The sequence below is a fragment of the Pseudomonas arabinosi genome (assembly GCF_047758675.1).
Lineage (GTDB): Bacteria > Pseudomonadota > Gammaproteobacteria > Pseudomonadales > Pseudomonadaceae > Aquipseudomonas > Aquipseudomonas arabinosi.
Genome location: NZ_CP180480.1, coordinates 1325351 through 1348519 on the forward strand (window position 1 = coordinate 1325351; position 23169 = coordinate 1348519).

General features: G+C 56.6%; 18 protein-coding genes, 2 tRNA genes and 2 rRNA genes. 17 read left to right on the forward strand and 5 right to left on the reverse strand.

Features of this window, described 5'->3' with window-relative positions; translation table 11 throughout:
• Positions 1–129 precede the first annotated feature (129 nt).
• The 4 genes from ACMXYJ_RS06080 to ACMXYJ_RS06095 are packed head-to-tail and all read left to right on the forward strand — an operon-like array spanning position 130 to position 3675.
• Positions 130–1002, forward strand: a complete 873-nt coding sequence (locus tag ACMXYJ_RS06080; protein WP_415759116.1) for a heme/hemin ABC transporter substrate-binding protein — start codon at positions 130–132, stop codon at positions 1000–1002.
• A gap of 50 nt (positions 1003–1052) precedes the next feature.
• Positions 1053–2036 carry a FecCD family ABC transporter permease gene (locus tag ACMXYJ_RS06085; RefSeq protein ID WP_176471622.1) on the forward strand — a complete coding sequence of 328 codons (984 nt, stop codon included), beginning with the start codon at positions 1053–1055 and terminating at the stop codon, positions 2034–2036.
• Positions 2036–2803 carry a heme ABC transporter ATP-binding protein gene (locus ACMXYJ_RS06090; protein WP_415759117.1) on the forward strand — a complete coding sequence of 256 codons (768 nt, stop codon included), beginning with the start codon at positions 2036–2038 and terminating at the stop codon, positions 2801–2803. The genes ACMXYJ_RS06085 and ACMXYJ_RS06090 overlap by 1 nt, the downstream gene beginning before the upstream one ends.
• Positions 2804–2823: 20 nt before the next feature.
• Positions 2824–3675 (forward strand): ChaN family lipoprotein, encoded by an 852-nt coding sequence (locus tag ACMXYJ_RS06095; protein ID WP_415759118.1) that lies wholly within the window; start codon positions 2824–2826, stop codon positions 3673–3675.
• Between the two features lie 233 nt (positions 3676–3908).
• On the opposite strand, the gene ACMXYJ_RS06100 is transcribed toward ACMXYJ_RS06095, so the two are convergent.
• The 4 genes from ACMXYJ_RS06100 to ACMXYJ_RS06115 form a co-directional block, all read right to left on the reverse strand.
• Positions 3909–4709 (reverse strand): Crp/Fnr family transcriptional regulator, encoded by an 801-nt coding sequence (locus ACMXYJ_RS06100; protein ID WP_415759119.1) that lies wholly within the window; start codon positions 4707–4709, stop codon positions 3909–3911.
• Positions 4710–4724: 15 nt separating this feature from the next.
• The gene (locus ACMXYJ_RS06105) at positions 4725–4997 is read right to left on the reverse strand and encodes a TfoX/Sxy family protein (RefSeq protein WP_003228231.1); all 273 of its coding nucleotides are present in this window, start codon (positions 4995–4997) and stop codon (positions 4725–4727) included.
• Positions 4998–5281: 284 nt separating this feature from the next.
• A complete protein-coding gene (locus ACMXYJ_RS06110; RefSeq protein WP_008015079.1) occupies positions 5282–5626 on the reverse strand; it encodes a pentapeptide repeat-containing protein in 345 nt (114 codons plus the stop codon).
• A 91-nt stretch (positions 5627–5717) separates the two neighbouring features.
• Positions 5718–7274 (reverse strand): AAA family ATPase, encoded by a 1557-nt coding sequence (locus ACMXYJ_RS06115; RefSeq protein ID WP_415759120.1) that lies wholly within the window; start codon positions 7272–7274, stop codon positions 5718–5720.
• Between the two features lie 118 nt (positions 7275–7392).
• Between ACMXYJ_RS06115 and mrcB the strand changes: the two genes are divergently transcribed.
• Genes mrcB through ACMXYJ_RS06130 form a run of 3 tightly spaced genes read left to right on the forward strand, consistent with a single transcriptional unit; the run spans position 7393 to position 10803 of the window.
• Complete coding sequence (gene mrcB / locus ACMXYJ_RS06120) at positions 7393–9717, forward strand: penicillin-binding protein 1B (RefSeq protein ID WP_415759121.1); 2325 nt, start codon at positions 7393–7395, stop codon at positions 9715–9717.
• A gap of 16 nt (positions 9718–9733) precedes the next feature.
• A complete protein-coding gene (locus tag ACMXYJ_RS06125) occupies positions 9734–10468 on the forward strand; it encodes a tetratricopeptide repeat protein (RefSeq protein WP_415759122.1) in 735 nt (244 codons plus the stop codon).
• Positions 10468–10803, forward strand: coding sequence for a YqcC family protein (locus tag ACMXYJ_RS06130; protein WP_415759123.1), 336 nt, complete (start codon positions 10468–10470; stop codon positions 10801–10803). Before ACMXYJ_RS06125 ends, ACMXYJ_RS06130 begins: the two co-directional genes overlap by 1 nt.
• An 18-nt stretch (positions 10804–10821) precedes the next feature.
• Here ACMXYJ_RS06130 and ACMXYJ_RS06135 read toward each other — a convergent pair whose 3' ends face one another.
• On the reverse strand, positions 10822–11244 hold the full coding sequence (locus tag ACMXYJ_RS06135; RefSeq protein WP_415759124.1) for a DUF4124 domain-containing protein: 423 nt from the start codon (positions 11242–11244) through the stop codon (positions 10822–10824).
• A 400-nt stretch (positions 11245–11644) separates the two neighbouring features.
• On the opposite strand from ACMXYJ_RS06135, the gene ACMXYJ_RS06140 reads away from it, so the two are divergent.
• From ACMXYJ_RS06140 to ACMXYJ_RS06185, 10 genes are all read left to right on the forward strand, one after another.
• The gene (locus ACMXYJ_RS06140; RefSeq protein WP_415759125.1) at positions 11645–13369 is read left to right on the forward strand and encodes an acetolactate synthase 3 large subunit; all 1725 of its coding nucleotides are present in this window, start codon (positions 11645–11647) and stop codon (positions 13367–13369) included.
• Between the two features lie 2 nt (positions 13370–13371).
• Entirely contained in the window at positions 13372–13863 is a 492-nt protein-coding gene (ilvN, locus tag ACMXYJ_RS06145) for an acetolactate synthase small subunit (protein WP_003176102.1), read from the forward strand.
• Positions 13864–13911: 48 nt separating this feature from the next.
• Positions 13912–14928 (forward strand): ketol-acid reductoisomerase, encoded by a 1017-nt coding sequence (gene ilvC / locus ACMXYJ_RS06150; RefSeq protein ID WP_007948647.1) that lies wholly within the window; start codon positions 13912–13914, stop codon positions 14926–14928.
• Positions 14929–15072: 144 nt separating this feature from the next.
• Positions 15073–15930, forward strand: coding sequence for a CDP-diacylglycerol--serine O-phosphatidyltransferase (gene pssA, locus ACMXYJ_RS06155; RefSeq protein WP_076029747.1), 858 nt, complete (start codon positions 15073–15075; stop codon positions 15928–15930).
• Positions 15931–15993: 63 nt separating this feature from the next.
• On the forward strand, positions 15994–17007 hold the full coding sequence (gene msrP / locus ACMXYJ_RS06160; protein ID WP_415759126.1) for a protein-methionine-sulfoxide reductase catalytic subunit MsrP: 1014 nt from the start codon (positions 15994–15996) through the stop codon (positions 17005–17007).
• Positions 17007–17627, forward strand: a complete 621-nt coding sequence (gene msrQ / locus ACMXYJ_RS06165) for a protein-methionine-sulfoxide reductase heme-binding subunit MsrQ (RefSeq protein ID WP_415759127.1) — start codon at positions 17007–17009, stop codon at positions 17625–17627. Before msrP ends, msrQ begins: the two co-directional genes overlap by 1 nt.
• 487 nt (positions 17628–18114) lie before the next feature.
• Positions 18115–19653 (forward strand): 16S ribosomal RNA (locus tag ACMXYJ_RS06170).
• 83 nt (positions 19654–19736) lie between these two features.
• Positions 19737–19813, forward strand: a tRNA-Ile gene (locus tag ACMXYJ_RS06175).
• Positions 19814–19840: 27 nt separating this feature from the next.
• Positions 19841–19916: transfer RNA gene (locus ACMXYJ_RS06180), tRNA-Ala, on the forward strand.
• Positions 19917–20166: 250 nt separating this feature from the next.
• Positions 20167–23058: ribosomal RNA gene (locus ACMXYJ_RS06185) — 23S ribosomal RNA — on the forward strand.
• The 16S and 23S rRNA genes sit together here with 2 tRNA genes alongside, the layout of an rRNA operon.
• Positions 23059–23169: the final 111 nt, after the last annotated feature.

Below are 23169 nucleotides of genomic sequence, written 5' to 3' on the forward strand. Positions count from 1 at the left end.
TCCGAGCTTGACGTTCAAATGCAAACAATTATCAAATGGCTGCCTTGCCTGTCGGGTTCAGGTGCCAGATGCCGAGGATACTTGGCCTGTCATCTCGATGCCCGGGAAAACCCTTAAAGGAAGCTGTTTATGCGCTTGAGTACCCGCGTTGCTGCGCTCTGTGTCGGACTCCTCGTCAGCCACCACGCCGCAGCGGCCGAGTTGCCACAACGTTGGGTCAGTGCCGGTGGAGCTTTATCGGAATGGATCAGCGCGCTGGGTGGTGAATCGAAACTGGTCGGTGTCGACACCACCAGTCAGCACCCGGAATCGCTCAAGGCATTACCAAGCATCGGGTATCAGCGGCAGCTGTCAGCGGAGGGTATTTTGAGCTTACGCCCGCAGATACTGGTCGGCACCGAGGAAATGGGACCGCCACCGGTACTTTCGCAGGTTCGCAGTGCAGGCGTGCAGGTCGAACTGTTCTCGGCCCAGCCGGATCTGCCAACCTTGCAGGGCAATTTGCAGCATCTGGGCAAGTTACTCGGCGCTGAAGTTCAGGCTTCGCAGGTGTTTCAGACTTATCAACAGCAACTCGATCAACAAAAGATCCGGGTCACTCGGGCACAGTTGAAGGAAAAAACGCCGGGCGTGCTGTTGTTGCTTGGCCACGCGGGCGGCAAACCGCTCATCGCTGGCAAGGACACCGCCGCCAATTGGTTGCTGCAACAGGCCGGCGGGCACAATCTGGCCACGCATACCGGCTACAAACCCTTTTCTGTCGAATCCCTGGTCAGCCTGGATCCCGAGGTGCTGGTGTTTGCCGATCGTGCTCTGACCGGCGATGCGGCCCGTGCGGCGTTGTTCAAGGAGAACCCGATCCTGTCATCGACCCGCGCGGCCAAGGACGGGCGAGTCATGGAGCTTGATCCGACTTTATTGGTAGGGGGCTTGGGGCCGCGGCTGCCCGATGCGTTGAAAAACCTGTCTGACGCTTTCTACCCCGGTTCGGCCGGCCAATGACCATCCTGGTTAAACCCCGCGCTTTATTCATTGGTCTGATCCTGCTGTGTTTGCTGGCCATCTGGCTGTCGTTGGCGCTTGGGCCGGTAAGCTTGCCGCTGTTCGACACCTTGCGTGCGGCCCTGCGGCTGGTGGGTGTACCGATCGCGCCCGACGGACTGGAGCAGGCCGAACTGATCCTCGGGCAGATTCGCTTACCGCGAACTTTGTTGGGTTTGGCCGTGGGAGGGGTGTTGGCATTGTCCGGCGTGGCGATGCAGGGGTTGTTTCGAAATCCTCTGGCTGATCCGGGGCTGGTCGGCGTCTCCAGCGGTGCGGCGTTGGGCGCGGCGATTGCGATTGTCGGTGGCTCGGTATTCGGCGGACTGCCCGAATCCTTCGGGCCTTATCTGTTATCGCTGTGCGCATTTCTCGGCGGGCTTGGCGTGACGGCGTTGGTGTATCGACTGGGCCGGCGCAACGGGCAGACCAATGTCGCGACCATGCTGCTGGCCGGTATTGCGTTGACTGCGCTGGCCGGCTCCGCTGTGGGGCTGTTCACCTATCTGGCGGATGACGCGACGCTGCGCACCCTGACGTTCTGGAACCTGGGCAGCCTCAATGGCGCCAGCTATTCGCGGCTCTGGCCGTTGCTGCTGATCAGTGCCGGCGTGGCGTTGTGGCTGCCGCGCCGGGCCAAAGCCTTGAATGCGTTGTTGCTGGGTGAGTCGGAGGCCGGTCACTTGGGTATCGATGTCGAAGGGCTCAAGCGCGAATTGGTGTTTTGCACAGCGTTGGGTGTCGGTGCGGCGGTGGCCGCGGCGGGGATGATCGGGTTTGTCGGCCTGGTGGTGCCGCATCTGGTGCGATTGCTGGCGGGCCCTGATCATCGTGTGCTGTTGCCAGCGTCAGTACTGGCGGGGGCCAGTCTTTTGTTGTTTGCCGACCTGGTGGCGCGACTGGCCCTGGCGCCGGCCGAATTGCCGATCGGGATCGTCACGGCTTTCATCGGTGCGCCGTTCTTTCTGTATTTACTGCTCAGAGGGCGTGCCTGATGTTGCGAACGCAAAATCTGCAAATCCGTCGAGGCCCAAAGATTGTCCTCACGGACATCACGCTTGAGCTCAAGCCGGGCGAAGTCCTCGGTGTGCTGGGACCTAACGGGGCCGGTAAAAGCACCTTGCTCGGCGCCTTGTGCGGCGAGTTGCATGCCGATCACGGCAGTGTCTGGCTTGACGAGCGCGAGTTGAGCGATTGGAAGGGGACGGCGCGAGCGCAGCGCTTGGCGGTATTGCCGCAGGTCTCGACCCTGGACTTCGCCTTTCGTGTCGAAGAAGTGGTCGGCATGGGCCGCTTGCCGCATCAAAGCGGCCGGGTTCGCGATGACGAAATAGTTGCCGCCGCATTGCGCGCAGCCGATGCCGGGCATTTGAGTGGCCGCAGCTATCTGGCCTTGTCCGGTGGCGAACGTCAGCGAGTGCATCTGGCGCGGGTTCTGGCGCAGCTCTGGCCGGGCGAAGCAGGGCAAACATTGTTGCTCGATGAGCCAACGTCGATGCTCGACCCGCTTCATCAGCACACCACGTTGCAAGCCGTACGCGAGTTCGCCAATCGCGGCGCGGCGGTGCTGGTGATCCTGCATGATCTGAACCTGGCAGCGCGCTATTGTGATCGCCTGTTACTGCTCGAAGGCGGGCGTCCGGTGGCGCTCGATACACCGGAGCAGGTGTTGCGCCCGGAACCACTGAAGGCCGTGTTCGGGCTGGAAGTGCTGGTGCAGCAACACCCGGAGCGTGGGCATCCGCTGATCATCGCCCGCTGAGTTTTTTATGGAGTGAAAACATGCGTGGGATTTTGATGCTGGCCTTGCTGATGCTGAGTGCCTGTCAGCATGTTTCGACTCCGCCGCCGGTTGTCGGCGAGATCCGGGACCTGCGCAGTGGTCAGGCCCTCACGGCAGAGGAGCTGGTTGCGCGGTTGGAGACGCCTTCACGGCTGATCGTGGGCGAGCAACATGACAATCGCGATCACCATGAACTGCAATTGTGGTTATTGCAGTCGCTGGGCGAACGGCGAGCTCAAGGCAGTCTGTTGCTGGAAATGCTCACGCCAGATCAACAGCCGCGTGTCGATGATGTTCGTCACGCCTCGACACCATCGGCGGATTTGCCCAGTGCATTGGCCTGGCAGTCTGGTTGGGAATGGAATCTGTACGGGCCGATCGTTCGTTTTGCCCTGACCCAGCAATACCCGCTGCTGGCAGCCAATCTGGACACGCTTGAAGTCCGTGCCGTTTACGCTAACCCTCCGACATTGAGCGGTTCGCGCTCCAACGCTGCTTCAGTCAAAGACGAGTTGCTGATGCAAGTCAGCGACTCCCACTGTGGCCTGCTGCCGAAATCGCAGATGCCGGCAATGCTGGCGGTCCAGCAGCAACGTGACCGACGGATGGCCGAGCGCTTGTTGGCGGCACCCACGCCTTCACTGCTGTTTGCCGGCGCTTACCATGCGCGCAAGGATGTCGGCGTGCCGATTCATGTGCTTGATCTGGGAGAACCCCAGGCGCCTGTGGTGTTGATGCTGGCGGAGCAGGGTAGCGAGGTCACACCGGCCATGGCTGATTACGTCTGGTACACACCTGCCACGCCGCCTCAGGATTACTGCGCGCAAATGCGTAAGCAGTTTGGCAAGTGATCGAACGACTTTTCTCCAGGCAAAAAAAGACCCGGCAAGAGCCGGGTCAAATAACCGTGATTAGCCTGATGAGGAGATATCTGAGAGTCCGAACCAAGGGCTTTTCAAATATCGACCAGTCTCGCGACCAGTTGTGATAATCATAGCGATTCTCATTACCAAGTCAACCGCTGATTCCTCAATTATTTGAAATGCGCTGTTAGTATGTGGGAAACGCCCGTAACCATTGGGTTTCAGCCTGTGCGGTTGAGCGAGCTCAGCTGAATGATCTGCTTGTTCAGCAGGTCGATGCGTCGGGCCATGCTCTCGATCAGACTGTGGGCGATCTTCGGATTGTTTTGGGTCAGGCTGAGAAACTGATCCTTGGGGATCAGCATGACAGTGCTGGGTTCGCTGGTGATCACGCTAGCGTTACGCTTCTCGCCGGTGAACACCGCCATCGCGCCGAAAATCTCGTCCTTGGGTACATCGCCGACTTTATGCCCGTCGACAAAGGCTTCGGCGTGGCCATCAATGATGACGAATACGTGATCCGCGTCTTCGCCCTGATGGATCAACACTTCGCCACTGGCTACGCGCTGAAAACCATTTGTGCTTCGAAATTCGGGTTGTTTCAGGCGGGCGAGTGCGTCGGACAGCAGGGCGGACTGACCGGCCATGTATTGAAGAAACAACTCCGAACGCTCCGGGTCGGCGTAGATGTGCTGAAAAACCTCGGTGCGCAGATACGGCGTCAGAGCCAAAGGGCTATCGCTGCGAAAGCGGCAGCGCGGCAGTTCCATGCCCTGACGCAAGCCGACCAGATCTCCCTCGTGCAAATAGAACAATGCCCGATCGTCGATGCATCCATGCAGCAGGCCATTGTCCAGCACAAACAGTTGATCGCCGGGTAACAGGACGGCCAGATCATCGACGGCTGAAAATTCCAGGCTCGGTCCGCAGGGCATCAAACCTTCCAGCAGCCGGACGGGAATATGTTGCAGTCGGTTGATCAGCGCGTCGGCGTAAGCCGGTTGTTCCCCAAGTAGGTACATGGTCGCTGCGTCCGTTCAGTTCTTGTGACGTGACGAGATAGCTTCCAGCTGTTTGTTCAAGGCGTCCTTGCGCTCGGCGGGAATGTCGTTCCAGTGCACATCCATCAGGGCACCTTCGATGGCATATAACAACACCTTGGACGCCCGAAACCCGCGCGTGCGCACGGCCCGATAAGCATCCACCGCCCCCAGGCGACGCAAGTCCGAGGCGCTGTGGATGCCCACGGCATGCAGCCACTGCGCCGACGTCTTACCGAGATTCTTCAGGTGCTGCAGTTCATCATTCATCAAGCCTCCTTGCGACGGCCGAACGGTGCGTGGGCGAGCTTCTCAGGAGTGTAGCCATCAGTAGGAAAAGCGTGATTGTTTGGTCGGTTTCGACGCAAAAGCTTCTAAGAAGCAGATGTCTGGAGAGAGAGGAAATGTCTGCGAGTGCAGGAGAGGCAGGCAACACAATCCCTGTGGGAGCGAGCTTGCTCGCGAAGACGTAGTGTCAGTCGACATCAATGTTGAATGTCATACCGCCTTCGCGAGCAAGCTCGCTCCCACAGGGATCGTGTCAGATGCGGGTATTAGCGGGTGCGATAACGCAGGCGTGTACCGAAATTCATCGACATCAGGATCTCGTCAGCACTCAGCTCTGGCGGGAAGTAGGCGCCGGAGATCTGTGCGTGAGCAAGGCTTGCACCTTCCAGGGAGGCATTGCGAAAGTCGATGCCGCGCAAGTCGGCGGAGCGGAAGTAGGCATCGGTAAAGTCGACGCCGTCGGCGTTCAGTTCACGCAGGTCCAGACCCCGGAAATCGCCACCGACCATGTCGATAGGTCCGTCTTTTGGGCGCTCGTTGTTGAAGCCAGTGATGTCGTCTTTGTGCAGCAACGCATAAAGCGGGGTGTCGAGAAGTTTCGGCTGGCTCATGTCAGATCACCTGTTGGTTTTATGACGCCAGTATAGTGCCACTATTTGGCAGCCGTGAAGCCGGCGAAGGCTTCACGGCTGAAATAGTTTCTTACAGACCCGGCAGGCGCTGGCGAATCTGTGCAACGACTGTGTCGAGGGTTCCGCTTTCATTGGTCTGAACGCGTTTGCTGCAGAGAATCTCTGCTGGCGTCAGAGCCTCGCGAGTCGCTTGCTGGGCTTCGATAACCGCCAGGTTGGCGTCGGACGGGTCCTTTTTGTCTGCCTGACGCAGGGCCAGCCAGCTCTCGATCACCGCTTGCGGCGCATTGCAGTCGAGGATCAGGAATGGCGCGCCGGTGGCTTCGGCGATTTTTGCTGCGCCGTCACGCTGGTCGCGCTTGAGGTACGTCGCATCGATCACCACCGGGAAACCAGCACGCAGGATCAGCGCGGCAATTTCATGCAGGTGGGTGTAAGTGGCGGCGCTGGCGTCGGCGCTATAGATGCCGGCCTGAGGGTCGTTTGGCACGGTTTGCTCGCCGAACAGACGTTTGCGCTCTACATCGGAACGCAGGCGAATGGCGCCCAACGCTTCCACCAGGCGCATGGCCACGCGGCTCTTGCCGACGGCAGAAACACCGTGGGTGATGGCCATGAAGCGCGAAGGGATGGTGCTGTAGCTTTCCGCCAGGTTGGCGTAATTGCGGTATTGACGCAGGGTGGTGGCTCGCTGCACAGGATCGGCCTCTGCCGGCATGCTGAACAGGCTGACCTTGGCGCGAACCAGTGCGCGGTAGGCTTTATAGAAGTTCAGCAACTCCAGGCCCTGGTAATCGCCGGTCAGTTCCAGGTACTGGCTGATGAAGCGGCGCGCCAGGCTCTTCAGGCCACGGTCTTCCAGGTCCATCGCCAGGAAGCCGGTGTCGGCATAAACGTCGGTGAAGCGGAACGGTTCGTTGAACTCGATGCAGTCGAAGATCACGACCTTGCCGTCGATCACGGTGGCGTTGCCCAGGTGGATGTCACCGTGGCATTCACGAATGAAACCTTCTGCCTTGCGTTGGGCGAACAGTGGCTTGAGGCGTTCGAAGCTGCTTTCGGCCCAGGCTTGCAACGCATCCAGTTGCAGCAGATCGGCCTTGTCGCTGAGGAACGGGCGGATCTGTTCGAAGTTCTGACGTACCGGCGCCATCACGCTGTCCGGCGTGCCGGCTTCGTGTTCGGCAGGCACTTTCGGTGCGCTGAGGTGGAATTGGGCAATCTGCGCGGCCATCTCGTCGATGTGCGCGGTAGTCAATTCGCCGTTGGCTTGCAGCGTGCTGAGCAGTTGGCTCTGTGGGAATTGACGCATTTTCAGTGCGTAATCGACGACCGGACCCTCGCCACCCAGTTGTGGTGCTTCGGCGCTGCCGGTGATTGGCAACACTTCGAGGTACAAATCGTTGGTCAGGCGCTGGTTAAGACGCAGCTCTTCCCCGCAAAAATGCTTGCGGGCGTCGAGGTTGGTGAAATCCAGGAAGCCGAAATTCACGGGCTTCTTCACTTTATAAGCAAAGGGGCCGGTGAGGATTACCCAGGAAATATGGGTTTCGATGACCTGGAACCCGTCTACGGGATGCGGGTAGAGGGCCGGGTTTTGCAGGGCAGCGATCAGGGACTGGCTCACAGGCGATCCTTCAGAGTCTGGGGAAAATTCACGGCCGCCATTATGGCCGCAAGTCCGTCTGACGCAAACCTCGGAGGGCTCCTGTTGAGTATGAATAAAGTGCGTATAATCCGCCGCCATGACTCGTACTCGATCCCCCCGCACCCCCAAAAAACCACCTTCCAAGGGCCTGCGCCCCTGGCTGGGCTGGGCCCTTAAACTCAGTCTGGTCGGCCTTGTGGTGCTGGCCGGGTTCGCGGTTTACCTCGACGCGATCGTCCAGGAGAAGTTCTCCGGCAAGCGCTGGACCATTCCGGCCAAGGTGTACGCGCGCCCGCTGGAGCTGTTCGTCGGACAAAAGCTCAGCAAGGACGATTTTCTGACCGAACTCGATGCCTTGGGCTATCGACGCGAAAGCGTGAGCAATGGACCCGGCGCGGCGGCGGTCAGCGGCAATACTGTCGACTTGAATACCCGTGGCTTCCAGTTCTATGAAGGCATGGAGCAAGCGCAACCAGTACGGGTGCGTTTCTCTGGCGACTACGTGGCCGAACTATCGGCGACCAACGGTTTGAAACTCTCTGTGGTGCGGTTGGAGCCGCTACTGATTGGCGGGATTTACCCGAAAAATCTCGAAGATCGCATTTTGATCAAAATTGATCAGGTCCCGCCGTATTTGCTCGAAACACTGGTCGCTGTGGAAGACCGGGATTTCTACAGCCACTGGGGCGTGTCGCCCAAGTCGATTGCCCGAGCCATCTACGTCAACACCTCGGGCGGCAAGATGACCCAGGGCGGCAGTACGCTGACGCAACAATTGGTCAAGAACTTCTACCTGACCAGCGAACGCAGCCTGACCCGTAAACTCACCGAAGCCATGATGGCGATGTTGCTTGAGCTGCATTACGACAAACGAGAAATTCTTGAGGCTTACCTCAATGAAGTGTTCGTCGGTCAGGATGGGCAGCGCGCGGTGCACGGTTTCGGCTTGGCAAGCCAGTTTTTCTTCGGGCAGCCGTTGTCTGAACTGAAGCTGCATCAAGTCGCGATGCTGGTGGGCATGGTCAAGGGGCCGTCCTATTACAACCCTCGTCGTAACCCTGAGCGGGCGCTGGAGCGGCGCAATCTGGTGCTCGATGTTCTGGGGGAGCAAGGCGTTGCCACCGCCGAGCAGGTTGAGGCGGCGAAGAAAATGCCACTGGGTGTGACCACTCGCGGCAAGTTGGCGGACAGCTCGTTCCCGGGCTTCCTCGATCTGGTCAAGCGTCAGCTGCGTGAAGACTATCGCGACGAAGACTTGACCGAAGAAGGTCTGCGGATTTTCACAAGTTTCGACCCGATCCTGCAGATGAAAGCCGAGGCGTCGGTCAACGACACCTTCAAGAGGCTCTCCGGGCGCAAGGGTTCCGATGAGGTTGAAGCGGCCATGGTTGTGACCAACCCGGAAACCGGTGAAGTCCAGGCCATGATTGGTAGTCGTCAGGCAGGTTTTGCCGGCTTCAACCGTGCGCTGGATGCTGTGCGACCGATCGGTTCTTTGATCAAACCGGCGGTTTATCTGACAGCCCTTGAGAAGCCGAGCCAGTACACCTTGACCAGTTGGCTGTCGGACGATTCCTTCTCGGTCAAAGGCGCGGACGGTCAAGTCTGGAAACCGCAGAACTACGATCGCCGCTCCCATGGCACCGTATTTCTGTATCAGGGGTTGGCGCATTCCTACAACCTGTCGACCGCGCGTCTCGGGTTGGCGGTGGGCGTACCGAATGTCCTGAAGACCCTGGCACGTCTCGGTGTGAGTCGTGAATTCCCGGCCTTCCCGTCGATGTTGCTGGGTGCTGGCGGTCTGACCCCGATCGAAGTGGCGACCATGTACCAAACCCTGGCCAACGGTGGTTTCAATACGCCGATGCGCGGGATCCGTAGCGTATTGACCGCTGAAGGCGAACCGCTCAAGCGTTATCCGTTTCAGATTCAGCAACGTTTCGATCCGGCCTCCATTTACCTGATCCAGAGCGCCATGCAGCGGGTCATGCGTGAAGGTACCGGCAGTTCGGTTTACAACGTGTTGCCGAAAACCCTGACCCTGGCCGGCAAGACCGGTACCAGTAACGATTCGCGGGACAGCTGGTTCGCCGGTTTCAGTCAGGACCTGCTGGCTGTGGTCTGGCTGGGTCGCGATGACAATGGCAAGACACCGTTCACCGGTGCCACCGGTGCGCTGCAGGTCTGGACCAGTTTCATGCGCAAGGCCGATCCGCTGCCGCTGGACATGCCGCAACCAGACAACATTGTTCAGGCCTGGGTTGATTCGCGTACCGGACAAGGCTCTGATGCCAACTGCCCAGGTGCCGTGCAGATGCCGTATATTCGCGGCAGCGAACCGCCTCCCGGTGCCGCTTGCGGTGGCGAAAGCCCTGTTTCCGGCGAAACGGTGATGGATTGGGTCAAGGGCTGGATGAATTAAGCAAAGAGGGTTTCAAGTGAACAAGTGGTTGATTCCAGCGGTTACCGCCGTGGCTTTGCTCAGCGGTTGCTCCTCCGTACAGCGCGGGTCGATTCCGGTTGTGGATTCCGGTAGCGCCGTTTCGAACAGTGAACGGGTTTCGGCAAATGGCGGTTTCCGTCAGACGACGACTAAGCGTCCTGCGCAAGCCCAGACCCAGGCAATTCCACAAGGTGATACCGGCGTCGTTGTGATGGTGCCAGGTGGTGGTGCAGTGTCGTCGGCACCGATCAGCACTGCGCCGATCACGCCCGGCCCGATTACCCCGGGGCCGATCGATACTTCGCCGGTCCAGTCGGCACCGATCAATCAGGGCAGCTACAGCATGCCGTCGACGCCGAGCGGGATTCCTTCGGCGAACTCCGGCGGCTTGTCTGCCGACGAGCAATTGGACGGTCCGGTTCTGGCCTTGCTGACTACCGCTCAGCAGCAACAGGCGAGCGGTGATCTCAACGGTGCTTCCTCCAGCCTCGAGCGCGCCCAGCGTGTTGCGCCGCGTGAGCCGCAAGTGCTTTATCGTCTGGCTCAGGTGCGTATGGCCCAAGGCGATGCGCCACAAGCCGAACAGTTTGCTCGTCGTGGCCTGACCTTCGCCAATGGTCGTCCGGCACTTCAGGCCAGCCTGTGGGGATTGATCGCTCAGGCGCGTGAGAAACAGGGTGATTCTGCTGGCGCAGCATTGGCCCGTCAGAAGGCCAAGGTTTCGCTGTGATGGACGCGCGTTTTCCGAAGATTGCCGAACAGTTGCTGTTGATCGAGCGCGAGCTGCGGGTTCAGGGTTGGTGGGACGAGGTCTCGCCCTCCACCGAAGCGCTTTCCAGTGTCGAACCCTTCTCGGTCGATACGCTGGATTTCGAGCAGTGGCTGCAATGGATCTTCCTTCCGCGGATGAAGGTGATCCTCGAGCAGGATCTGCCCTTGCCAAACGCTTCGGGAATTCAGGAGATGGCCGAAATGGTCTTCGCCGCCCGTAATGTCCAGGGCAAGGACCGGCAGTTGCAGGTGCTGCTCAAAGAGTTTGACTTACTGATCACCGCCTCCCGCTAAACCGGAGGCGGCCAGTGTCTACTGGCAGTTATCCGCAATCTGCTTTTGTGCTTCGGTGATGCGCTCCTGACGTTGCTGGTCGGTCAGGCGGCGCATCTCGCCTTCGACATCCTCCCGTATTCGCGGATTGTTCTGCAGTTGAGCCAGGTTCGTCCGCGCCTGTTCGCAGAACTCCTTTAGCTGGGCTTGCTGCTCGGTGACCTGTTTTTTCACTTTTTTGTCGATGGCCTGTTGATCGCCAATGGCACCGCTGCGTGGCGGCGGTGTTTGGTTGCTGGCCGGCGAGGAGGGCGTGACCACGGTGGTGGCTTCCTGACCTTGCGGCGGCTGGGCGTCGAAGTGGGTAACGCCCTGGGCGTCGACCCATTTGTAGATCTGAGCGGCCATGCACAAAGGGCTGATGCCAATCAGCAGGCTGACGGTCAGGAAAAACGTTCGCATGCCATTTCCTTGTATTGGGTTGCGCAATTGAAGCTAACACAGTTGCTGTTTAGCGGTTTTTTCTTGCTTTCTCATGTGCTTAGTTCAATAAAGCACATAGACGACTTGACTTGGAGAGGACGAAACAGAAGAATCCAAAGTCCGCTGTAGAGGGACTGCCAGAAGCAGGCCCGCTCAGCAGATCATGAGGCGCACATCCGCGCCGACCTGTTACACCCGCAACGCGTTACCTCGCGCTGGGTGGGAAAGGCCCGCAACACTTGGGACGATCCCAATACTTGCTCAGTCAGTGCTGACGTAGTCGGCGACCACCGTCGCTCATGCTCTGCTGAGAAGTAAACCTATTAAGACCCGTCCTCTTTTATGTGGGCGGTATTCTGGCGTTTTAGAGGTGAACAACGTGGAGCTTTTATCTGGCGGTGAGATGCTCGTCCGCTTTTTGCGTGACGAAGGCGTCAAATATATCTACGGGTACCCGGGTGGTGCTCTTCTTCATGTCTACGATGCCCTGTTCAAAGAACCGGAAGTGACCCACATCCTGGTTCGTCACGAACAGGCTGCGACCCATATGGCTGACGGCTATGCCCGTGCCACCGGTAAAGCCGGCGTGGTACTGGTGACTTCCGGTCCTGGCGCAACCAATGCCATTACCGGCATTGCCACCGCCTACATGGACTCCATTCCGATGGTGGTCATTTCCGGCCAGGTGCCTAGCAACATGGTGGGCACCGATGCGTTCCAGGAAACCGACATGATCGGTATCTCCCGGCCGATCGTGAAGCACAGCTTCATGATCAAGCACGCGTCGGAAATCCCGGAAGTCATGAAGAAGGCGTTCTACCTGGCGCAATCCGGTCGTCCTGGTCCGGTCGTTGTCGATATCCCGAAAGACATGACCAACCCGGCCGAGAAGTTCGAATACATCTTCCCGAAAAAAGCCAAGCTGCGTTCCTACAGCCCGGCCGTTCGCGGCCACTCCGGGCAAATCCGCAAGGCGGCAGAAATGCTCCTGGCGGCCAAGCGTCCTGTGATGTACGCAGGCGGCGGCGTGATTCTCGGTGGTGGCTCCGCGCCGCTGACCGAATTGGCGAAGATGCTCAACCTGCCAGTGACCAATACCCTGATGGGGCTGGGTGCCTACCCTGGCACCGACCGTCAGTTCATCGGCATGCTCGGCATGCACGGCAGCTACACCGCTAACCTGGCGATGCACCATGCCGATGTGATCCTTGCAGTCGGCGCTCGTTTCGATGACCGCGTGATCAACGGCCCGGCCAAGTTCTGTCCGAATGCCAAGATCATTCACATCGACATCGACCCGGCTTCGATTTCCAAGACCATCAAGGCAGACGTGCCTATCGTCGGTCCGGTCGAGAGTGTCCTGACCGAGATGGTCGCGATCCTCAAGGAAATCGGCGAGACCCCGAACAAGGAGTCCGTTACCAGTTGGTGGAAGCAAGTTGATGAGTGGCGCGGTGACCGCGGCCTGTTCCCTTACGACAAGGGCGACGGCAGCGTCATCAAGCCGCAGACCGTGATCGAAACCCTGTGCGAAGTCACCAAGGGCGATGCCTTTGTGGCCTCCGACGTGGGCCAGCACCAAATGTTTGCGGCGCAGTACTACGCGTTCAACAAGCCGAACCGCTGGATCAACTCCGGTGGCTTGGGCACCATGGGCTTCGGTTTTCCAGCGGCCATGGGCATCAAGCTGAGCTTCCCGGATGACGACGTCGTTTGCGTGACGGGCGAGGGCAGTATCCAGATGAACATTCAGGAACTGTCCACCTGTCTGCAATATGGCTTGCCGGTGAAAATCGTCATCCTGAACAACGGTGTTCTGGGTATGGTTCGCCAGTGGCAGGACATGAGTTACGGCAGCCGTCACTCGCACTCTTACATGGAATCGTTGCCTGACTTCGTCAAGCTGGCCGAGGCCTATGGTCACGTCGGCGTGCGCATCACCGAATCGAAAGATTTGAAGTCGAAGATGGAAGAAGCGTTCGCCATGAAGGATCGTTTGGTGATCATCGATGTTTCGGTCGACACCAGCGAGCACGTCTACCCGATGCAGATCAAAGACGGCTCCATGCGCGATATGTGGCTGAGCAAGACGGAGCGTACTTAATCATGCGGCACATTATTTCCTTGCTTCTGGAAAACGAACCCGGCGCTCTGTCTCGTGTAGTCGGCCTGTTCTCGCAGCGCAACTACAACATCGAAAGTCTGACCGTGGCACCTACCGAGGACCCGACATTGTCGCGTCTGACGCTGACCACGGTTGGTCACGATGAAGTTATTGAGCAGATCACCAAAAACCTGAACAAGCTGATCGAAGTGGTCAAGCTGGTCGACCTGTCGGAGAGTGCTCACATCGAGCGCGAGCTGATGCTGGTCAAGGTCAAGGCCACCGGTGCCCAGCGCGCCGAGATCAAACGCACTACCGATATTTATCGTGGGCAGATCGTTGATGTCAGCGCTAGCGTGTATACCGTTCAATTGACCGGTACCAGCGACAAGCTAGACAGCTTCATTCAGTCCATTGGCACCGCCTCGATTCTGGAAACCGTCCGCAGCGGCGTAACCGGCATTGCCCGCGGCGACAAAGTACTCAGCATCTAAACCAAATTAGCGAATGGCCTGAACGGCCTGGATATATAGGGGAATTTCATGAAAGTTTATTACGAAAAAGACTGCGACCTGTCGATCATCCAGGGTAAGAAAGTTGCCATCATCGGTTACGGTTCCCAGGGCCACGCTCAAGCGTGCAACCTGAAAGACTCCGGCGTTGACGTTACTGTTGGCCTGCGTAAAGGTTCGGCCACTGTTGCCAAAGCCGAAGCTCACGGCCTGAAAGTGACCGACGTTGCTTCCGCTGTTGCGGCTGCCGACCTGGTCATGATCCTGACCCCGGACGAGTTCCAGTCCGCTCTGTACAAGAACGAAATCGAGCCGAACATCAAGAAAGGCGCCACCCTGGCCTTCTCCCACGGCTTCGCGATCCACTACAACCAGGTTGTTCCGCGCGCTGATCTCGACGTGATCATGATCGCGCCGAAAGCTCCGGGCCACACCGTGCGTTCCGAGTTCGTCAAAGGCGGCGGTATTCCTGACCTGATCGCTATCTATCAGGATGCTTCCGGCAACGCCAAAAACGTTGCACTGTCCTACGCTGCTGGCGTTGGTGGCGGTCGTACCGGCATCATCGAAACCACCTTCAAGGACGAGACTGAAACCGACCTGTTCGGCGAACAAGCCGTTCTGTGCGGCGGTACCGTCGAGCTGGTTAAAGCCGGTTTCGAAACCCTGGTTGAAGCTGGCTACGCGCCGGAAATGGCCTACTTCGAATGCCTGCACGAACTGAAACTGATCGTTGACCTCATGTACGAAGGCGGTATCGCCAACATGAACTACTCGATCTCCAACAACGCTGAATACGGCGAGTACGTGACCGGTCCGGAAGTGATCAACGCCGAATCCCGTCAGGCCATGCGCAACGCCCTGAAACGTATTCAGGACGGCGAATACGCCAAGATGTTCATCAGCGAAGGCGCTACCGGCTATCCTTCGATGACCGCCAAGCGTCGTAACAACGCCGCTCACGGTATCGAAATCATCGGCGAGCAACTGCGCTCCATGATGCCGTGGATCGGTGCCAACAAGATCGTCGACAAAGCTAAAAACTAAGTCGCGCACTTGTACGAAAAACGCGGCCTAGGCCGCGTTTTTTCGTTTGGGTGGCTGGTTCTGGTATAAAGCTGCATCGTTTGCGGCCGAACCGTCGTCCCAGACACCTGTCCAAACTTTCCACCCCGTTGCAAGGTAATGTCCATGAGCGAACGTCCCGAAGAGCCAAACCAGGCTTCTGACGCCGAAAGCCTGCTGCCCATCGATGAACACATCGAGGAAGGGCATGACGCTGAAGGTCGTAAAGTCCGGCATCGTGGTATCTATCTTCTGCCGAATCTGTTTACCACTGCGAACTTGTTCGCAGGGTTTTATTCCATCATCAACTCGATGAGTGCCCAGAGCGCCTTGAGTGCCGGTGATTCGATTGGTGCGAGCAAGTATTTTGCTTTTGCAGCGATCGCGATTTTTGTCGCGATGGTGCTCGACGGCCTCGATGGTCGCGTTGCCCGTATGACCAATACCCAGAGCGCCTTCGGTGCCGAGTACGACTCGCTGTCCGACATGGTCGCCTTTGGTGTTGCGCCAGCATTGTTGGCATTCGGTTGGGCCTTGGGCGACATGGGTAAGGTCGGCTGGATGGTCGCCTTCATTTATGTAGCCGGTGCGGCGTTGCGTCTGGCGCGTTTCAACACCCAGGTCGGCACTGCGGACAAGCGCTACTTCATTGGTCTGGCCAGTCCGGCTGCTGCTGGTGTGGTTGCAGGCATTGTCTGGGCGTTCAGTGATTACGGCATTCAGGGCTCGAAGATGTCCTTCCTGGTTGCGCTGATGGTCGCTGCCGCCGGCATGCTGATGGTCAGCAACATCAAGTACAACAGCTTCAAGGAGTTGGATCTGAAAGGGCGCGTACCTTTCGTGGCCATCCTCGCGGTGGTGTTGGTGTTTGCCGTAGTGTTCAGTGATCCGCCGCGCATCCTGCTGCTGGTTTTCCTCGCTTATGCGGCTTCTGGTCCGGTGCAGTACCTGTTGCGTCTTCGTCGGCACAAAAAAGCCGAGTGATGTAATTTCCCTCATACTCCGCAGTCTGTTGGTGCATCTGTTCTCCAATGCTGCGGAGTTGCCATGCTGATCAAAGTCTCCAAAGCGTCTGACTGCCATGAGTCGGACGTCACGCCTGAATCCTTCTATCTATCTCGCCGCAACGTACTCGGTGCCGCTGTCGCCGGCTTGGCCGTGAGCAGCTTGCCGCGTTGGGGCAGTGCTGCCGATGCTGCGCGTTATGCGGATGTCGAGCCTGGCAAGGCGCCTTCCTGGTTTGCCGAAAAACTGCCTGCTACCAAATGGGGGGCGGTCAACGTCAAGGATGAGGCGATCACGCCATTCAAGGATGCGACCCATTACAACAACTTCTATGAGCTCGGCACCGATAAAGGTGATCCTGCCGCCAACGCGGGCGCACTGAAAACCGAGCCTTGGAGCGTGGTAGTAGACGGGGAGGTGGGCAAGCCGGGGCGGTATGCACTGGAAGACTTCATGAAGCCTTATCAGTTGGAGGAGCGTATTTACCGTCTTCGCTGTGTAGAGGCCTGGTCGATGGTGATTCCATGGATCGGATTTCCCATCTCGGCCCTGCTCAAGGAAGTCGAGCCGACTTCCAAAGCCAAATTCATTCGCTTCGAAACCCTGCAAGATCCCAAGAGTTTGCCGGGGCAGCGCTCCGGTTTTGCCTTGATCGATTGGCCATATGTGGAAGGGCTGCGCCTGGATGAGGCGATGAACCCGTTGGCGATTCTTGCCGTGGGTATGTACGGGCGGGAGTTGCCGAATCAGAACGGCGCGCCTCTGCGTTTGGTGGTCCCGTGGAAGTACGGCTTCAAGAGCATCAAATCCATCGTGCGGATCAGTCTGGTGAGTGAGCAGCCGAAAACCACCTGGCAGAGCATTGCCTCGGATGAGTATGGCTTTTATGCGAACGTGAATCCTGCGGTCGACCACCCTCGTTGGACTCAGGCGCGTGAGCGGCGTTTGCCGAGTGGATTGTTCAAGCCCAATGTACGGGACACGCAGATGTTCAATGGCTACTCGGATGAAGTCGCCTCCTTATATACAGGGATCGATTTGCGGAAGAACTACTGATGCGATTTCCGTTTTGGCGAATTGGCGTCTTTACAGCTGCTGCGGTCTGGCCGCTGCTTTGGTTGTATCAGGCCTGGGAGGACGTGCTGGGGCCTGATCCGGGCAAGGTGCTGGTTGACCGGTTGGGGCTGGGGACGCTTGTCCTGCTGCTCATTACGTTAAGCATGACGCCTGTGCAGAAGCTTACCGGTTGGGCGGGGTGGGTTGCTGTCCGGAGGCAACTGGGGTTGTGGTGCTTCGCTTATGTGGTTTTGCATTTGAGTGGGTATACGGCGTTCATCCTCGGCTTTGATTGGTCGCAGCTGGGTGTCGAGTTGCGGAAACGGCCGTACATTATTGTCGGGACGCTGGGTTTTCTCTGTTTATTGGCCTTGGCGGTGACCTCAAATCGCTATAGTCAGCGGCGTTTGGGGGCTCGCTGGAAGACATTGCATCGTCTTGCCTATGTGGTTCTCGGCCTTGGATTGCTGCATATGTTGTGGATCGTGCGTGCTGATCTTAAGGAGTGGGCGGTTTATGCCTCTATAGGTGCATTGCTACTAGTGTTGCGACTACCCCCCGTAGCCCGCCGAATCCCACGATTAATAGCCAAAAAGACATCTCCTGCACGAAAAGCGTAATTAGGTGTTGACGGCAGATTCTGGAAGTCTATAATTCGCCCCACTTCCGGCGCAGTCGAAACGGAAAATTCCTTGGTAAACAAAGAGTTACGCGGTTTTCGGCAGTGAGTTGCTTCAGGTCATCGAAGCGCGAAAGGGGTTGAAAAAGAGGTGTTGACAGCAGCGAGTAACGCTGTAGAATTCGCCTCCCGCTAACGAGAGATCGAAAGCGCAAGTGGTTGAAGTTGCAAAGGAAACTTTGAAAGCTTCGAAAAATAACCGCTTGACAGTAACAGAGGCTGCTGTAGAATGCGCGCCTCGGTTGAGACGAAAGATCTTAACCAACCGCTCTTTAACAACTGAATCAAGCAATTCGTGTGGGTGCTTGTGGAGTCAGACTGATAGTCAACAAGATTATCAGCATCACAAGTTACTCCGCGAGAAATCAAAGATGTAACCAACGATTGCTGAGCCAAGTTTAGGGTTTCTTAAAAACCCAAAGATGTTTGAACTGAAGAGTTTGATCATGGCTCAGATTGAACGCTGGCGGCAGGCCTAACACATGCAAGTCGAGCGGCAGCACGGGTACTTGTACCTGGTGGCGAGCGGCGGACGGGTGAGTAATGCCTAGGAATCTGCCTGGTAGTGGGGGATAACGCTCGGAAACGGACGCTAATACCGCATACGTCCTACGGGAGAAAGCAGGGGACCTTCGGGCCTTGCGCTATCAGATGAGCCTAGGTCGGATTAGCTAGTTGGTGAGGTAATGGCTCACCAAGGCGACGATCCGTAACTGGTCTGAGAGGATGATCAGTCACACTGGAACTGAGACACGGTCCAGACTCCTACGGGAGGCAGCAGTGGGGAATATTGGACAATGGGCGAAAGCCTGATCCAGCCATGCCGCGTGTGTGAAGAAGGTCTTCGGATTGTAAAGCACTTTAAGTTGGGAGGAAGGGCATTAACCTAATACGTTGGTGTCTTGACGTTACCGACAGAATAAGCACCGGCTAACTCTGTGCCAGCAGCCGCGGTAATACAGAGGGTGCAAGCGTTAATCGGAATTACTGGGCGTAAAGCGCGCGTAGGTGGTTTGTTAAGTTGGATGTGAAATCCCCGGGCTCAACCTGGGAACTGCATTCAAAACTGACAAGCTAGAGTATGGTAGAGGGTGGTGGAATTTCCTGTGTAGCGGTGAAATGCGTAGATATAGGAAGGAACACCAGTGGCGAAGGCGACCACCTGGACTGATACTGACACTGAGGTGCGAAAGCGTGGGGAGCAAACAGGATTAGATACCCTGGTAGTCCACGCCGTAAACGATGTCAACTAGCCGTTGGGAGCCTTGAGCTCTTAGTGGCGCAGCTAACGCATTAAGTTGACCGCCTGGGGAGTACGGCCGCAAGGTTAAAACTCAAATGAATTGACGGGGGCCCGCACAAGCGGTGGAGCATGTGGTTTAATTCGAAGCAACGCGAAGAACCTTACCAGGCCTTGACATCCAATGAACTTTCCAGAGATGGATTGGTGCCTTCGGGAGCATTGAGACAGGTGCTGCATGGCTGTCGTCAGCTCGTGTCGTGAGATGTTGGGTTAAGTCCCGTAACGAGCGCAACCCTTGTCCTTAGTTACCAGCACGTCATGGTGGGCACTCTAAGGAGACTGCCGGTGACAAACCGGAGGAAGGTGGGGATGACGTCAAGTCATCATGGCCCTTACGGCCTGGGCTACACACGTGCTACAATGGTCGGTACAGAGGGTTGCCAAGCCGCGAGGTGGAGCTAATCCCAGAAAACCGATCGTAGTCCGGATCGCAGTCTGCAACTCGACTGCGTGAAGTCGGAATCGCTAGTAATCGCGAATCAGAATGTCGCGGTGAATACGTTCCCGGGCCTTGTACACACCGCCCGTCACACCATGGGAGTGGGTTGCACCAGAAGTAGCTAGTCTAACCTTCGGGAGGACGGTTACCACGGTGTGATTCATGACTGGGGTGAAGTCGTAACAAGGTAGCCGTAGGGGAACCTGCGGCTGGATCACCTCCTTAATCGACGACATCAGCTGCTCCATAAGCTCCCACACGAATTGCTTGATTCATTGAAGAAGACGATAAAGAAGCAGCCCGAAATTGGGTCTGTAGCTCAGTTGGTTAGAGCGCACCCCTGATAAGGGTGAGGTCGGCAGTTCGAATCTGCCCAGACCCACCAATTTTGTGTGGGAACCTGTAGAAATACGGGGCCATAGCTCAGCTGGGAGAGCGCCTGCCTTGCACGCAGGAGGTCAACGGTTCGATCCCGTTTGGCTCCACCACTACTGCTTCTGTTTGTTGAAAGCTTAGAAATGAGCATTCCATCGTGATGATGGTGAATGTTGATTTCTAGTCTTTGGATTAGATCGTTCTTTAAAAATTTGGGTATGTGATAGAAAGATAGACTGGACAACACTTTCACTGGTGTTGGATCAGGCTAAGGTAAAATTTGTGAGTTGCTCTTAATTGAGTATTATCGAATTTTCGGCGAATGTCGTCTTCACAGTATAACCAGATTGCTTGGGGTTATATGGTCAAGTGAAGAAGCGCATACGGTGGATGCCTTGGCAGTCAGAGGCGATGAAAGACGTGGTAGCCTGCGAAAAGCTTCGGGGAGTCGGCAAACAGACTTTGATCCGGAGATGTCTGAATGGGGGAACCCAGCCATCATAAGATGGTTATCTTAAGCTGAATACATAGGCTTAAGAGGCGAACCAGGGGAACTGAAACATCTAAGTACCCTGAGGAAAAGAAATCAACCGAGATTCCCTTAGTAGTGGCGAGCGAACGGGGACTAGCCCTTAAGTGGCTTTGAGATTAGCGGAACGCTCTGGAAAGTGCGGCCATAGTGGGTGATAGCCCTGTACGCGAAAATCTCTTAGTCATGAAATCGAGTAGGACGGAGCACGAGAAACTTTGTCTGAATATGGGGGGACCATCCTCCAAGGCTAAATACTACTGACTGACCGATAGTGAACTAGTACCGTGAGGGAAAGGCGAAAAGAACCCCGGAGAGGGGAGTGAAATAGATCCTGAAACCGTATGCGTACAAGCAGTGGGAGCCCACTTTGTTGGGTGACTGCGTACCTTTTGTATAATGGGTCAGCGACTTATTTTCAGTGGCGAGCTTAACCGAATAGGGGAGGCGTAGCGAAAGCGAGTCTTAATAGGGCGTCTAGTCGCTGGGAATAGACCCGAAACCGGGCGATCTATCCATGGGCAGGTTGAAGGTTGGGTAACACTAACTGGAGGACCGAACCGACTACCGTTGAAAAGTTAGCGGATGACCTGTGGATCGGAGTGAAAGGCTAATCAAGCTCGGAGATAGCTGGTTCTCCTCGAAAGCTATTTAGGTAGCGCCTCATGTATCACTGTAGGGGGTAGAGCACTGTTTCGGCTAGGGGGTCATCCCGACTTACCAAACCGATGCAAACTCCGAATACCTACAAGTGCCGAGCATGGGAGACACACGGCGGGTGCTAACGTCCGTCGTGAAAAGGGAAACAACCCAGACCGTCAGCTAAGGTCCCAAAGTTATGGTTAAGTGGGAAACGATGTGGGAAGGCTTAGACAGCTAGGAGGTTGGCTTAGAAGCAGCCACCCTTTAAAGAAAGCGTAATAGCTCACTAGTCGAGTCGGCCTGCGCGGAAGATGTAACGGGGCTCAAACCATACACCGAAGCTACGGGTATCACTTAGGTGATGCGGTAGAGGAGCGTTCTGTAAGCCTGTGAAGGTGAGTTGAGAAGCTTGCTGGAGGTATCAGAAGTGCGAATGCTGACATGAGTAACGACAATGGGTGTGAAAAACACCCACGCCGAAAGACCAAGGTTTCCTGCGCAACGTTAATCGACGCAGGGTTAGTCGGTCCCTAAGGCGAGGCTGAAAAGCGTAGTCGATGGAAAACAGGTTAATATTCCTGTACTTCTGGTTATTGCGATGGAGGGACGGAGAAGGCTAGGCCAGCTTGGCGTTGGTTGTCCAAGTTTAAGGTGGTAGGCTGGAATCTTAGGTAAATCCGGGATTCTAAGGCCGAGAGCTGATGACGAGTTACCCTTTGGGTGACGAAGTGGTTGATGCCATGCTTCCAAGAAAAGCTTCTAAGCTTCAGGTAACCAGGAACCGTACCCCAAACCGACACAGGTGGTTGGGTAGAGAATACCAAGGCGCTTGAGAGAACTCGGGTGAAGGAACTAGGCAAAATGGCACCGTAACTTCGGGAGAAGGTGCGCCGGTGAGGGTGAAGCATTTACTGCGTAAGCCCATGCCGGTCGAAGATACCAGGCCGCTGCGACTGTTTATTAAAAACACAGCACTCTGCAAACACGAAAGTGGACGTATAGGGTGTGACGCCTGCCCGGTGCCGGAAGGTTAATTGATGGGGTTAGCTAACGCGAAGCTCTTGATCGAAGCCCCGGTAAACGGCGGCCGTAACTATAACGGTCCTAAGGTAGCGAAATTCCTTGTCGGGTAAGTTCCGACCTGCACGAATGGCGTAACGATGGCGGCGCTGTCTCCACCCGAGACTCAGTGAAATTGAAATCGCTGTGAAGATGCAGTGTATCCGCGGCTAGACGGAAAGACCCCGTGAACCTTTACTATAGCTTTGCACTGGACTTTGAATTTGCTTGTGTAGGATAGGTGGGAGGCTTTGAAGCGTGGACGCCAGTTCGCGTGGAGCCAACCTTGAAATACCACCCTGGCAACTTTGAGGTTCTAACTCAGGTCCGTTATCCGGATCGAGGACAGTGTATGGTGGGTAGTTTGACTGGGGCGGTCTCCTCCTAAAGAGTAACGGAGGAGTACGAAGGTGCGCTCAGACCGGTCGGAAATCGGTCGTAGAGTATAAAGGCAAAAGCGCGCTTGACTGCGAGACAGACACGTCGAGCAGGTACGAAAGTAGGTCTTAGTGATCCGGTGGTTCTGTATGGAAGGGCCATCGCTCAACGGATAAAAGGTACTCCGGGGATAACAGGCTGATACCGCCCAAGAGTTCATATCGACGGCGGTGTTTGGCACCTCGATGTCGGCTCATCACATCCTGGGGCTGAAGCCGGTCCCAAGGGTATGGCTGTTCGCCATTTAAAGTGGTACGCGAGCTGGGTTTAGAACGTCGTGAGACAGTTCGGTCCCTATCTGCCGTGGACGTTTGAGATTTGAGAGGGGCTGCTCCTAGTACGAGAGGACCGGAGTGGACGAACCTCTGGTGTTCCGGTTGTCACGCCAGTGGCATTGCCGGGTAGCTATGTTCGGAATAGATAACCGCTGAAAGCATCTAAGCGGGAAACTAGCCTCAAGATGAGATCTCACTGGGACCTTGAGTCCCCTGAAGGGCCGTCGAAGACTACGACGTTGATAGGTTGGGTGTGTAAGCGCTGTGAGGCGTTGAGCTAACCAATACTAATTGCCCGTGAGGCTTGACCATATAACACCCAAGCAATTTGCGTCGAAAGGCCAGATTGCGGTGTGTGAAGACGAAACGAACCGAAAGTTCGAGATACTCACAAAACACCCAACTATCGCATACCCATTCGCT